At 73.0% G+C, this 11,720-nt stretch carries 12 protein-coding genes; 4 read left to right on the top strand and 8 right to left on the bottom strand.

Going from position 1 to position 11,720, the window contains the following annotated elements:
* Positions 1 to 12: 12 nt before the first annotated feature.
* A complete protein-coding gene (locus tag MB828_RS17800) occupies positions 13 to 570 on the bottom strand; it encodes an AAA family ATPase (RefSeq protein ID WP_301649069.1) in 558 nt (185 codons plus the stop codon).
* A 286-nt stretch (positions 571 to 856) separates the two neighbouring features.
* On the opposite strand from MB828_RS17800, the gene MB828_RS17795 reads away from it, so the two are divergent.
* Positions 857 to 1,441, top strand: a complete 585-nt coding sequence (locus tag MB828_RS17795; RefSeq protein WP_301649068.1) for a sigma-70 family RNA polymerase sigma factor — start codon at positions 857 to 859, stop codon at positions 1,439 to 1,441.
* Positions 1,438 to 2,193 (top strand): anti-sigma factor, encoded by a 756-nt coding sequence (locus MB828_RS17790; RefSeq protein ID WP_301649067.1) that lies wholly within the window; start codon positions 1,438 to 1,440, stop codon positions 2,191 to 2,193. Before MB828_RS17795 ends, MB828_RS17790 begins: the two co-directional genes overlap by 4 nt.
* Positions 2,194 to 2,260: 67 nt before the next feature.
* On the opposite strand, the gene MB828_RS17785 is transcribed toward MB828_RS17790, so the two are convergent.
* Genes MB828_RS17785 through MB828_RS17765 form a run of 5 tightly spaced genes read right to left on the bottom strand, consistent with a single transcriptional unit; the run spans position 2,261 to position 7,839 of the window.
* Entirely contained in the window at positions 2,261 to 3,064 is an 804-nt protein-coding gene (locus MB828_RS17785) for a DUF1295 domain-containing protein (RefSeq protein WP_301649066.1), read from the bottom strand.
* Positions 3,061 to 4,371 carry an SAM-dependent methyltransferase gene (locus MB828_RS17780; protein ID WP_301649065.1) on the bottom strand — a complete coding sequence of 437 codons (1,311 nt, stop codon included), beginning with the start codon at positions 4,369 to 4,371 and terminating at the stop codon, positions 3,061 to 3,063. The genes MB828_RS17785 and MB828_RS17780 overlap by 4 nt, the downstream gene beginning before the upstream one ends.
* Positions 4,368 to 5,789: a class I SAM-dependent methyltransferase gene (locus MB828_RS17775; RefSeq protein WP_301649064.1), complete on the bottom strand. Its 1,422-nt coding sequence runs from the start codon at positions 5,787 to 5,789 to the stop codon at positions 4,368 to 4,370. The genes MB828_RS17780 and MB828_RS17775 overlap by 4 nt, the downstream gene beginning before the upstream one ends.
* Positions 5,786 to 6,520: a DUF1365 domain-containing protein gene (locus MB828_RS17770; protein ID WP_301649063.1), complete on the bottom strand. Its 735-nt coding sequence runs from the start codon at positions 6,518 to 6,520 to the stop codon at positions 5,786 to 5,788. The genes MB828_RS17775 and MB828_RS17770 overlap by 4 nt, the downstream gene beginning before the upstream one ends.
* On the bottom strand, positions 6,517 to 7,839 hold the full coding sequence (locus MB828_RS17765) for an NAD(P)/FAD-dependent oxidoreductase (protein ID WP_301649062.1): 1,323 nt from the start codon (positions 7,837 to 7,839) through the stop codon (positions 6,517 to 6,519). The genes MB828_RS17770 and MB828_RS17765 overlap by 4 nt, the downstream gene beginning before the upstream one ends.
* A gap of 441 nt (positions 7,840 to 8,280) precedes the next feature.
* Here MB828_RS17765 and MB828_RS17760 point away from each other — a divergent pair, with 441 nt between their 5' ends.
* Complete coding sequence (locus MB828_RS17760) at positions 8,281 to 8,412, top strand: hypothetical protein (RefSeq protein WP_301649061.1); 132 nt, start codon at positions 8,281 to 8,283, stop codon at positions 8,410 to 8,412.
* A gap of 140 nt (positions 8,413 to 8,552) precedes the next feature.
* Here MB828_RS17760 and MB828_RS17755 read toward each other — a convergent pair whose 3' ends face one another.
* Complete coding sequence (locus MB828_RS17755; protein ID WP_301649060.1) at positions 8,553 to 9,485, bottom strand: helix-turn-helix domain-containing protein; 933 nt, start codon at positions 9,483 to 9,485, stop codon at positions 8,553 to 8,555.
* Between the two features lie 398 nt (positions 9,486 to 9,883).
* Between MB828_RS17755 and MB828_RS17750 the strand changes: the two genes are divergently transcribed.
* Positions 9,884 to 10,645 carry a nuclear transport factor 2 family protein gene (locus MB828_RS17750; protein ID WP_301649059.1) on the top strand — a complete coding sequence of 254 codons (762 nt, stop codon included), beginning with the start codon at positions 9,884 to 9,886 and terminating at the stop codon, positions 10,643 to 10,645.
* A gap of 72 nt (positions 10,646 to 10,717) precedes the next feature.
* Here the strand turns inward: MB828_RS17750 and MB828_RS17745 are convergent, their stop codons facing one another.
* Positions 10,718 to 11,710: a DMT family transporter gene (locus MB828_RS17745; RefSeq protein ID WP_301649058.1), complete on the bottom strand. Its 993-nt coding sequence runs from the start codon at positions 11,708 to 11,710 to the stop codon at positions 10,718 to 10,720.
* Positions 11,711 to 11,720: the final 10 nt, after the last annotated feature.

Here is an 11,720-nt window from a genome sequence, read left to right as displayed (position 1 = left end):
TCCAGGGTCTGCCTAGCTCCGCCTCGTAGCCCGACGGGCGTCCGGTTCGGGATCGCGTGGGGGCCGCCGGGTGTCATCAAGACGGTGAAGGAGCAGGGCAAGCGACTGTTGCGGGTCTTGTCCGGCGGTGTCGATGACGATGTGCTCCCGGTTCCACGGTTCGTAGTCGCGGTTGACGACCTGCTGCCAGTCGGGCAGCGGCAGGTCGGGGATGTCGGTCGACCGCGTGGTCACGCGCTCTCGGTGCTCGTCCGGGTCGGAGCAGACGACTTCCACTTCGACGACGGGGGCGGCCGCCTGACTCCCCACGCTCTGCCAGCTGTCGCGGGTGATCGCCAGGGGGTTCACGGACTCCGCGATCACAGTGAGCCCTTGCCGCAGATGTTCACCGGCCAGGGCGTTTCCGATGACGTAGCCGGCCGGTCCGACGGGATGCCGTGCCAGGCCGGAGCGGACGACGGCCTGTTCGATGGTGTCGATGCGGAGGTGGACCGCGCCGATGCGCGCGGCCAGCAGTCGCGCCAGGGTGGTCTTGCCTGTGCCGGGCAGTCCGCCGATCACGATGAGCATGTACTCATCCTGCCGGAGCCGGAAGGGCACCGGGTATCTCGGTGTGTTCAGAGAAGGGGTGTGCCTCGGCACCGCTGTGGGAGGCGACCGCTCCTCGCCGCCCACGGGGCCGGCTGAGCACTCAGGTCGAGCGGCGCGGCAGTCGCGCGGGGATCGTCAGGAGGGTGGGTCGGCGACCGGGCTGGTTCGCGGCCGGCCGGGTATGTGGTTGCTCGTCGTCCGGACCAATCCGCGCCCTCACCTGGATCGGATTACGCCGAGAGATGTTCCAACAGCGGAGGCCCCTGTGAAAGAAGCCGTGTACATCGGCACCAATCCAGCGTCGGAACCGGATCTGCAGGAGCTTGTCGGCCGCGTCGCGTTGGGCGACGAGAAGGCGTTCGCCTCCGTCTACGACATCGTGGCCGGTCCCGTCCTGGGTGTCGTGCGCGCCGTCGTACGCGACCAGGCGCAGTCGGAGGAGGTCGCCCAGGAGGTGCTGGTGGAGGTGTGGCGGACCGCCCCGCGCTACCGGTCGGAGCGGGGGACGGCTGTGAACTGGATCCTCACCCTGGCGCACCGGCGCGCGGTGGACCGGGTGCGTTCGGTGGAGGCCGCCGTCGCCCGCGATCACAAGGCCGCGATGCTGGCACGGACCCCCGAGTTCGACGAGGTGACCGAGCAGGTCGAGGCCCGGCTGGAACGGGAGCAGGTGCGACGGTGTCTGCGCACGCTGACCGAGATCCAGCGGCAGGCCGTCACGCTCGCCTACTACCGCGGGCTGACCTACCGGCAGGTGGCCGAGGCGCTCACGCTTCCGCTCGGCACGGCCAAGACCCGGCTGCGGGACGGGCTCATCCGTATGCGCGACTGCCTGGGGGTGTCCGCGTGACAACCACTGCTGATCTGCACCGGCTGACGGGGGCCTACGCCCTGCACGCCCTGTCCGGCGAGGAACTAGGCGCCTTCGAGCGCCACCTGAAGAGGTGCGAGCCGTGCGCCGAGGAGACGGCCGAGCTGTCCGCCACCGCCGCCCGGCTCGGTCTGGCCGTCGCCGTGCCGCCGGCGCCGGCCATGCGCGAGCGGGTGCTGCACCAAATCGCCTCGGTCCGGCAGGAGTCGCCGGGAGGGCTGACGACGCTCCGCGCGGCGCGGACCAGGGCCCGGGGCCGTCTGCTGTCCCGGTGGGCGCTGGCCGCCTGCGTCGCGGCGGCCGCCGCGCTCGGCGGTACGACGGTGTGGCAGCACCAGCGGGCCGAGGACGCCCTGCGCCAGGCGCGCCGCGCGCAACAGGGGACGGACGGGATCGCCGCGGTGCTGGCCGCGCCGGACGCCAGGACGCGGAGCGCGGCGCTGGGTGACGGGGCCACGGGCACCGTCGTCGTCTCCCGTGACCGGGACCGGGCCGTGTTCGTCGTGTCGGGGATGGCGCCTCCCGCCGAGGGCAAGGTGTACCAGCTGTGGTTCGATGACGGAGGGACCATGCGGTCGGCGGGCCTCATGGACCCTGGCCGCACCGACCAGGCCGTGCTGCTGCGAGGCGGTGTCGACGGGGCCTCGGGCATGGGGGTCACCGTGGAGCCCGCGGGCGGCTCGAAGAAGCCGACCTCCCAGCCGCTCGCCCTGCTCGGCTTCCCGGCTTGACGGCGCACCGGACGGGGGCCGCAGCCACGCTGCCCGGCCCCCCTCCGGTGTCCCTCCGAGGGTTCCCCTAGCCGCGTCGGGGCGGGCGGGGGAAGAAGCCGCTGGTGCGGGCCTGGTACTCGGCGTAGCCGGGACGGTCGGCCATGTGCCGTTCCAGCAGGCGCTTTCCGCCGCCCTGCGACAGCAGCAGGCTCATCACCACCGGGGAGACCACGGACACGGCCGCCGCGGGCCAGGAGCCGCAGGCGAGCAGGAACAGGCCCCACCAGATGCAGAAGTCACCGAAGTAGTTCGGGTGACGGGTCCACGCCCACAGGCCGCGGTCCATGATCCGGCCCCGGTGGGCGGGGTCCGCCTTGAACCGGGCCAGCTGGGCGTCACCCACCGCCTCGAAGCCGAGGCCGACCGCCCACAGCGCGGTGCCGGCCCAGGTGAGGGCGGACGGCGGGCCGGTCACGTACGCGGCCGCCTGGACGGGCAGGGACACCAGCCAGATCAGGGCGCCCTGGAGCAGGTACACCATCCGCAGGGCGTAGAGGTTCCGGTTGCCGGGGGCCTTGGCGAGCATCGCCTCGTAGCGCGGATCCTCGCCGTGGCCCCGCCCCCGGCGTGCGATGTGCGCGGCGAGCCGCAGTCCCCACACCGCGGTCAGCACCGTGACCAGGGCCCGCCGCCAGGGGTCGCCGTGCCCGGCGGACGCCGCGAAGGTGACGGCGGCTACGGCGGTGAAGCCGAGCCCCCAGGCGACGTCCACGACGCGGTGCACACCGATGCGCACCGCGACCGCGAAGGTGGCCAGCATGACCGCGAGGGCCGCGGCGGCGGCCCATGCGAGGTTGGACGCGAACTCGCCCCAGGGAAAACCGCTCACGGCTTCTCCAGCCCCTCGTACCAGCGCTGTGTGGTCGCCGGCATGCCGCTGTGGCCGCCGGGGCCGGGCCGTGCGCACAGGATCTGGTCGACGCCCATGCGGCCCTCCTCGAACGCCAGCGCCCCGCCGACCAGGTACAGCCGCCACACCCGTGCGGTCTCCTCCCCCGCGAGGCGGACGAACGACGTCCAGTGCTCCTCCAGGGTGCGGTGCCAGGCGGCGACCGTGCGGACGTAGTGCTCGCGCAGCGACTCGGTGTGCCGGACCTCGAGGCCGGCCGCCTCCAGCAGGCCCGTCGTCTCGCCGAGCGGCCGCATGTGCATGTCGGGGGCGATGTACGCCTCGATGAAGGGTCCGCCGCCGGGAGCGGTGCTGCCGCGTGACATCTGCTGCACCAGCAGCCGTCCGCAGGGCCGCAGGAACCGGCGCAGGGCGGCGGCGAACGCCGGGTACTCGGCGTCGCCGACGTGCTCGCCCATCTCGATGGTGCTGACGGCGTCGAAACCGCCGCCCTCGATGTCGCGGTAGTCCTGGCACACCACCTCCACCCGCTCGGCCAGACCGCGTTCGGCGACCCGCGCCCGTACGTACGCCGCCTGTTCCCGGGCCAGCGTGACGGCGGTGACCAGGGCCCCGTGCCGTTCGGCCGCGTGCAGGGTGAGCGAGCCCCAGCCGCAGCCGATGTCCAGCAGCCGGGCACCGGGCTTCAGGCCGAGCTTGCGGCAGACCAGTTCCAGTTTGGCCCGTTGGGCGTCGGCGGACGTGAAGCCGGGGTCGTCGCTCGCCCAGTAGCCGCACGAGTAGGCCATGGTGTCGTCGAGGAGCAGGCCGTAGAACTCGTTGGACAGGTCGTAGTGGTGGCTGATGGCGGCCCGGTCCCGGGTCCTGCTGTGCAGGCCGCCGCGCAGCTGGGCCTGGGAGGCGGGCGCCGACGGCGGCGGGCCGACCACGCCGAGGCGTACGGCCGCGGCGAGCGCCCTGGCCCGGTCGGCGGGCGTGAGCCGGGGCGGGCGCAGGCCCCTTTCCCGGGCGGCGGCCCACACCGTCCGCAGCCCCTCACCGAGGTCACCCTCGACGTCGAGTTCGCCGGTGACGTACGCCTGTGCCAGGCCGAGTTCACCGGGCTGCCAGAGCAGGCGGCGCAGCGCGCGCCGCGACCGCAGTACGACCACGGGGCCGTCGGCCGGACCCGTCACGCTGCCGTCCCAGGCGCGCAGCCGCACCGGCAGCGGGCCGCCGAGCAGGTCCTCGGCGAGGGCGGTGATCCGGTGGGCGGTTCCGGAACCGTGCAGGGGGGCGGTGCTCATCGGGCGGCGTTCTCCTTGGTGAACAGGTACTGCTGCACGTCGAGGTAGCCGGCCCGGAAACCGGCCTCGGAGTAGGCGAGGTAGAAGGTCCACAGGCGGCGGAAGGTCTCGTCGAAGCCGAGCGCGTCGACGTCCTCGGCGCGTGCGGTGAACCGCTCCCGCCACAGCCGCAGGGTCTCGGCGTAGTGGGCGCCGAAGGCGTCACGGCGGGCGAGGCGGAGCCGGGTGTGGTCGCGGACGGTTTCCTCGATCGCCCGCGTGGAGGGGATGAGGCCGCCCGGGAAGACGTACTTGTGGATCCAGGTGAAGGTGTCGCGGGCCGCGAGCATCCGCTCGTGGGGCATGGTGATGGCCTGGAGCGCCACGCGGCCGCCCGGAGCCAGCCGGTCGTCCAGGGTGCGGAAGAACACCGGCCAGAACTCGGCGCCGACCGCCTCGACCATCTCCACGCTGACCACGGCGTCGTACGTGCCGCGCGCCTCCCGGTAGTCGCACAGCTCGATCCGGACCCGGTCGGCGACGCCCGCGGCGCGTACCCGCGCCAGGGCCAGCTCGCGCTGTTCCCGGGAGAGGGTGAGCGAGGTGACCCGGGCGCCCCGGGCGGCGGCCCGCAGGGCCAGTTCGCCCCAGCCGGTGCCGATCTCCAGCAGGCGGGTGCCCGCGTCCACGCCGGCCAGGTCGAGCAGCCGGTCGATCTTGCGCCGCTGGGCCGCGGCGAACAGGTCCCGGTCGGCCGGGAAGCCGCGGAAGACGGCGGCGGAGTAGCTGAGGGTGTCGTCGAGGAAGAGGGCGAACAGGTCGTTGGAGAGGTCGTAGTGGCGGCTGATGTTGGCGCGGGAGCCGGCGGGGGTGTTGCGTTCGGCGTGCGGGTGCCGGAGCGCCCACAGCGGGCGCAGTCGTTGCAAGGGGGCCGGGACCAGGTCGGCGGCCCGCGCCGCGAGCACCGCCAGGACGGCGACCAGGTCGGGGGCGTCCCACTCGCCGGCCATGTAGGACTCGCCGAACCCGACCAGGCCCGCGGTGCCGACGCGGGCGTGGAAGGCGGCCGGGTCGCGCACCTCCAGCAGCGGCCCGCCGAGCCCGACGGGCTCCGCCCCGCCGAACCGCGCCCGCAACGGCAGCCCGCGCAGCGCCCGGCGCACCAGGGCCCGGGTCACGGCGGTCCGCGCCCGCGAGGCGGACGGTACGGCGGCGACGTCGGGCCAGCGGGCGGGGTCGACGGCGCCGGTGTGCGCGGTGCCGGGGACCGCACCGGCCTCGTCGGCCGCCGGCCGTGCGCCGGGGATGCCTGGGGTGGTGGCAGGGGTGGGGGTGGGTGGTGAGTTGGGTGGTGAGGTCGGTCCGGCCGGGGCGGCGAGAACGGGACCGGACGGTGGGGGCGGGTCTGTGGGGGTGGTGCCGGGTTCTGCGGTCCTCATGTCGGTTCTCCCGGGGTGCGGTGGTCGTGGGGTCGGGGCTGGACGGGCAGTCCCCGCAGGTAGAGGCGGATGCCGTGGAATCTGATGGCGGCCGAGACGGCGAGGGTGGACCAGGGGTGACGCAGCGCCAGCCGCAGCAGGGCCGTCGGGGTCGCCGCCCGGCGGACGCCCCGTACCGTCGCGGTGAAGGCCCGGCCGCCGGCACGGTCCAGGTGCACGGTCAGGTGGAGCCGCCGGTCCGGTGGCGGGAGCCGCATGCGGTAGCCGCCGTCCACCGGGAAGAACGGCGAGACGTAGAACCGCTTGCCGGTGCGGGCGGTGCCGGCCTGGTCCGGGCGCAGCAGGTAGCAGTGCCGGCCGCCGTACGTGTTGTGCACCTCGGCCACCACACAGCGCAGTGTGCCGTCGGGGCCGTGGCACCAGTACAGGGTGAGCGGGTTGAAGACGTGTCCGAGAACGCGGGCGTGGGTGAGCATCAGCACGTGTCCGCCGTCCAGGGACATCCCGTGGGCGGCGAGGAAGCCGTCCAGGCCGGCGCGGATCGTGGGCCGGTCGCCGGTGAAGTGGTCGCGGGGGTCGAAGCGGGCGAGCGGCCGCAGTGGGCGCGGCAGCCGGGGCGGGTGGTCGGGGTCGACGAGCCACAGGTAGGTGCGGTGCCGCAGCACGTACCGCCGGGGCCCGGTGCGCACGTGCGCGACGGTGACCGGGTAGAGGGCGGGTACGACGGTCACCAGCGCGCTCCCAGCGCGGCGGCGGCCTCGACGCCGGAGCGGCAGCCGTCCTCGTGGAATCCCCAGCCGTGGTAGGCACCGGCGAAGGCGCAGACGGGAGTGGTCAGTTCGGGCAGGCGCTGTTGCGCGGCCACCGACTCGGGCGTGTAGACGGGGTGTTCGTAGACCATGCGGGCCAGCACCCGGCCCGGGTCGATCCGGTCCTCTCCGCCCAGGGTGACCACGAACGTCTCGGTGGCGTCGAGGCGTTGCAGCCGGTTCATGTCGTAGCTGACCCGCACCCGGTCGGCGCCGGCCGCGCAGGACGGCATCAGGTAGTTCCAGGAGGCACGGGCACCCCGGGCCTGTGGCAGCAGCGCCGTGTCGGTGTGCAGCAGCGTGACGTTGCGGGAGTAGCGGAACGCGCCCAGCACCTCGCGCTCCCGCCCACTGGGGTCGGCCAGCAGCCGCAGGGCCTGGTCCGGGTGGACGGCGATCACCACGGCGTCGTAGGACTCGGTGGAGCCGTCCGCGGTCGTGACGTCGGCGCCGTCGGCGTGGCGTCGTACGGCTCGCACGGGTGTCCCGGTGCGTACGTCGGGGATCTGCTTGGCGATCCGGTCGACGTACTCGCGTGAGCCGCCGCGCACGGTCCGCCACACCGGTGAACCGCTCACCGAGAGCATCCCGTGGTGTTCCAGGAACCGGAACAGGTAGGCGGCCGGGTAGCGTTGGGCGGTGGCGGCGTCGCAGGACCACACGGCCGACACCACCGGGGTCATGAAGTGCGAGCGGAAGTAGGCGGAGAAGCCCTCCCGATCGAGGAACTCCCCCAGTGTCAGGGCGCTTTCGGCGGGCTCGGCGCTCCCGGCCAGCAGCTTGCGGGCCGCCCTGTGGAAGAGCGGCACCTCGGCCAGCAGCCGCAGATAGGGGCCGCGCAGGAGGCTGCGGCGCTGGGCGAGGAGTCCGCTCGGGCCGCGGGCACCGGCGTACTCCAGCCCGCACCCCTCGCACCGCACCGACATGCTCATCTCGGACTCCCGCGTGGCGACGCCGAGTTCGTCGAAGAGCCGCAGCAGGTTCGGGTAGGTGCGCCGGTTGTGCACGATGAACCCGGAGTCGACCCGGTGCACCCGGCCCTCGTTCTCCGACGTCAGCTCATGGGTGTGGGCGTGGCCGCCGAGACGGTCGTCGGCCTCGTACAGGGTGACGTGACCGGCGCGGCCGAGGATGTGGGCGGCGGTCAGTCCTGCCACGCCGGACCCCACCACGGCCGTCCGCCGCCCGTGCCGGGGCGGCTGATTCCGGCCGCGCGGGGCGCCCCGCGACGTGTGCTCCATCGTCTCTCCCATGCGCTTCGCGATCAGCTTCCGCGCTTAATCCGGAGCAGGTCGGGCGATGGATTGGCCCGGGTGGGAGATCAGTCGACGGGCGGGGGCACCGGACGCGTCCGCTGGAGGGAACCGGCCCAGGACCACGAGGACGCCGACGCCGAGGACCCCCTGGGCGGTGCCACCCTCGCGCCGGCCGACGGCACGACGGCGCACCGCATGGGACACAGCGGCACCATGCGGCCGGCCCGGCGTCTTCGTGCGCACCCGGGGACCGGGCCTGCGCGCGGCGTGGCTGCCGCGGCGCTCCCCTGCATCCGGCGCATCCCCAGCATCCGGCGCATCTCAGGCGCCGCCTCCGGCGCCCAGCGACGGCGGAGGCATTCGCTGAATCCACCCGAGTGCACGTGGATACATGATTGCCACGCACGACGGCCACCGCCGCGTTGCGTGCCCCCCACGGCATCGAACCGTGCCCGGGCGCCGCGCGCGATGTCGTACGACCCGCCTGTGAGCGCCGGCCGCCTCGACCTGGCCCGCATCACGCACCACCATGAGCGCCTGCTGGAGGCCACCGGTTAACAGGCGGCTCTTCACGGGTCACCTTCGAACATCCCGTGAACTGCCGGAATCCGCAGCGGCCTTGTCACGTCCCATCCTCCGCAGCAGTCCTACCAGGACGATGTCCGAATGGGCTGGGCGAGGATCAAAAGCCGACAACCTCAGTGAGCCGACAGAGGGCCGGGCGGAACGTCCGGGGTGCTCTCACGCCCTCGGACGGAGTTGCGGAAGTCGATCGGGGAGTGCTGTGCGCGGCGCACGAAGAACTTGCTGAACTGTGAGGGGGTGGCGAAACCGAGCCGGCCCGCGATCTGGGCCGAGGTCAGATCACTGTGCGCCAGCAGACGCTTCGCCTCCAGCACCACCCGGCGGTCGACGAACTCCTTGGCGTTGAGCCCTGCGTGGGACAGCGTGGCCCGGGCGAGCGTGCGCGGTGAATAGCCCAGCATCTGCGCGTAGTCCTCCACCCGCCGGGTGCGGGCGAAGTGCCGCTCCACCAGGTCACGGAAGCGGACGTAGGCGTCGTCCGGTGCCGGTGGGAGGCCGTCGGCGGGGCCCGTGAGATGGGCCAGGCGCAGCAGCAGCACCGCCAGAAGATGCCGCAGCACGACGAGGTGTGCGTCCAGGGGAAGTTGTCCCAGGGCGCGGAACTCGTGGTCCAGGTGCTCCGCGGCCAGGTTCACCGCCTCGGCGTCCTGGTGGACCGGCTCGCTGACGACGGCCCCGTAGGGATCGTCGACGCGGGCGGCCGCCGCGGTGGCCGGGTCCAGGACGTCCTGCTGGAAGAGGATCAACGTACCCTCGCTGCCGGTCAGGTTCCCCCACTGGTGAACCTGGCCCGGGCGCACCCACAGCCAGCAACCCGGGCGCAGCCGGTACCGGTCGAAGTCGACGGTGTGCCACATGCCGCCGGAGGTCAGGGTGAGCAGGTGGTGGAAGTCCGAGCGCTGCGGCCTGGCGACGAGCTGCCGCGAGACCCGACCGCGCAGCGCGGCCAGCGACATCACCTCGACGCCCGCAGGGGTGCCCGCGGGCGCGGCGAACGGGATGTCGAGGATCCCACGCGAGGTTTCGTGTCGGTTTTTGACCATCATCAGTCAGAAGTGTATCCGGTTCTTCCACGGGCCGGGCCCACGGTGGCGATACGCCCGCATGACGGCAAGACGCCGACGGGCGGAAAGCGGCGCGGAAGGCCGCACGTCCGCGGCGCCGGAAGGAACCATCCCGTCGTGAGCACCACCGGCAGCACCCAGAACTCCTGCCCGCCCTGTCCGTACCGGTCCGCGCCGACGTGGTCCTGACGGAGCTCGGCCGCTGACCACGCACCCGAAGTATCGGGAAACGACCAGGCCCGCAGCGGGCGTGTCGGATTCCGACCATCGCGAGTCGCGATTGGCTCCGGACTTCCCCCTGCCCCAGACCTAGTTTGAACAGCGGCACCGATCGAATGCGCCGGTGCCGGTCTGAGTACATCGACATCCCGAGGGACATCATGAGCAACCCCAAGAGCACGGTTCTGCAGGCGGCCGGAGAACTGTTCGGCGACAAGGACCCCGCGGCCGTCGACCGCTGGGTGGCGGCCGGCTACACGCAGCACAGCGCCCTCGCCGCGGACGGTCCCGAGGCGCTGCGGGGGCTCGTCGCGAGCCTCGGCGCGGACTTCCGCTACGAGAGCGCCCGGGTGCTCGCCGACGGCGAACTGGTGGCTCTGCACGGTACCTACCACGGTTTCGGCCCCGACCCGCTCGTGGCCTTCGACGTCTTCCGCGTCGACGCCGAGGGCAAGCTGGCCGAGCACTGGGACGCGCTGACCCCGCTGGTCAAGGACACCGCTTCCGGCCGCTCCCAGACCGACGGCCCCACCGAGGTGACGGAACCCGACAGCACCGAGGCCAACCGTGCCCTGGTGACGGAGTTCGCGGACAAGGTGCTCGTCGGCGCCGACTACTCGGTGCTCACCGACTACATCTCCACCACCACCTACGACCAGCACAACACCGAGGCCGCCGACGGACTCGAGGGCTTCGGCGCGGCCGCCGCCCGGTGGGCCGAGCAGGGCAAGCTCCTCACGTACAAGAAGGTCCACAAGGTGATCGCGGAGGGCGAGTTCGTCCTGCTCCAGTCCGAGGGCGAGTTCGGCGTGCCGGTGGCCTACTACGATCTCTTCCGGGTGAGCGACGGCAAGATCGTCGAGCACTGGGACGTCATCGCGCCGGTGCCTGCCACGCTGCCGCACGACAACGGCCTGTTCTGACGCCCCGTCGGGCAGGTGACGGGACACGGCCCGGCCGGCCGGTGGGACTCCGCTGACCAGGCCGTGTCACCGTCACCCCGTACGGTGAGGCTGCTCTGAGCTGACGTGCCCCGCACGCCGGCGGACGCCCGCGATCTGGTGTGCGGGCGTCCGCCGGCGTGCCGAGGCGTTCGAGGGTGCCCCCTGCCGTCGGGTCATCCCCACGCCCAGCAGTACCACCGCCATGCCCAGGACCACCCGGACGTTCAGGTCCTCGCCCAGGACGACGGCACCCAGCAGTACGGACACCACCGGCAGCAGGTAGCCGACCACGGCGGCGTCGGTGGCGCCCTCGTCGTTGATGATCCGGTAGGTGAGGTGGAAGGTGACCGCGGTGCAGCACACGCTGAGGACGACGGCCGCGACGAGGACCGTCGGTCCGGGGTCGATCGCGTCCAGACCGCCGATCGGCACCGCGAGCGCGGTCAGCCCGCTCGCGGCGACGAGTTGGGCGGCGGAGAGCGAGATGGTGGGTGTGCCCCGGCGGACCAGGGTGCGGCCCATGTACGTGAACGCGATGGCGTAGCTGGCGGCGGCGCCCAGGATCGCGAGTGCGCCCCACCCGGTGGCCCCGGTCGTCCGCCACGGGGCGAAGATGACGATCGTGCCGGTGAAGCCGAGCAGCAGCCCCGCCAGCCGTACGGGCCGCAGCCCGCGCTCCGAGCCGAGGGTGAGACCGAGGATGACCGACCAGAGCGGGGTCGTGGCGTTCAGGACGCCCGCCAGCCCGGAGTCGACGGTCTGCTGGCCCACGCTGAACAGCGCGAACGGCAGGGCGTTGCAGAAGAGGGCCGCGACGACGATGTGCCGCCAGACGGGGCCGGCCGTCGGCAGCCGGTGCCCCGACGCGTAGCAGGCGACGACGAGGACGAGCGCGCCGATGGCACAGCGCGCGAAGGTGACCTGGAGCGGGGAGAGTCCACGCAGCGCCAGCTCGGTCCAGAGGAAGGTCGAGCCCCACAGCAGGGCGAGCACGGCCACCCGCGCGCCGCCCCGCAGGGCCCGCGTGCCGCTGTTGTCCGCCATGGCGTTTCCC

The organism is Streptomyces arenae, assembly GCF_022343545.1.
Classification (GTDB): Bacteria; Actinomycetota; Actinomycetes; order Streptomycetales; family Streptomycetaceae; genus Streptomyces; species Streptomyces humi.
The sequence above is the reverse complement of the archived record's forward strand: the minus strand, read 5'-3'. Positions and strand labels throughout refer to the sequence as shown.

Excerpts from the sequence above, each read along its gene's own strand:
- MB828_RS17800 (WP_301649069.1), bottom strand. The coding sequence starts at position 570 with ATGCTCATCGTGATCGGCGGACTGCCCGGCACAGGCAAGACCACCCTG.
- MB828_RS17780 (WP_301649065.1), bottom strand. The coding sequence starts at position 4,371 with ATGAGCACCGCCCCCCTGCACGGTTCCGGAACCGCCCACCGGATCACC.
- MB828_RS17775 (WP_301649064.1), bottom strand. The coding sequence starts at position 5,789 with ATGAGGACCGCAGAACCCGGCACCACCCCCACAGACCCGCCCCCACCG.
- MB828_RS17765 (WP_301649062.1), bottom strand. The coding sequence starts at position 7,839 with ATGGAGCACACGTCGCGGGGCGCCCCGCGCGGCCGGAATCAGCCGCCC.
- MB828_RS17755 (WP_301649060.1), bottom strand. The coding sequence starts at position 9,485 with ATGATGGTCAAAAACCGACACGAAACCTCGCGTGGGATCCTCGACATC.
- MB828_RS17750 (WP_301649059.1), top strand. The coding sequence starts at position 9,884 with ATGAGCAACCCCAAGAGCACGGTTCTGCAGGCGGCCGGAGAACTGTTC.
- MB828_RS17745 (WP_301649058.1), bottom strand. The coding sequence starts at position 11,710 with ATGGCGGACAACAGCGGCACGCGGGCCCTGCGGGGCGGCGCGCGGGTG.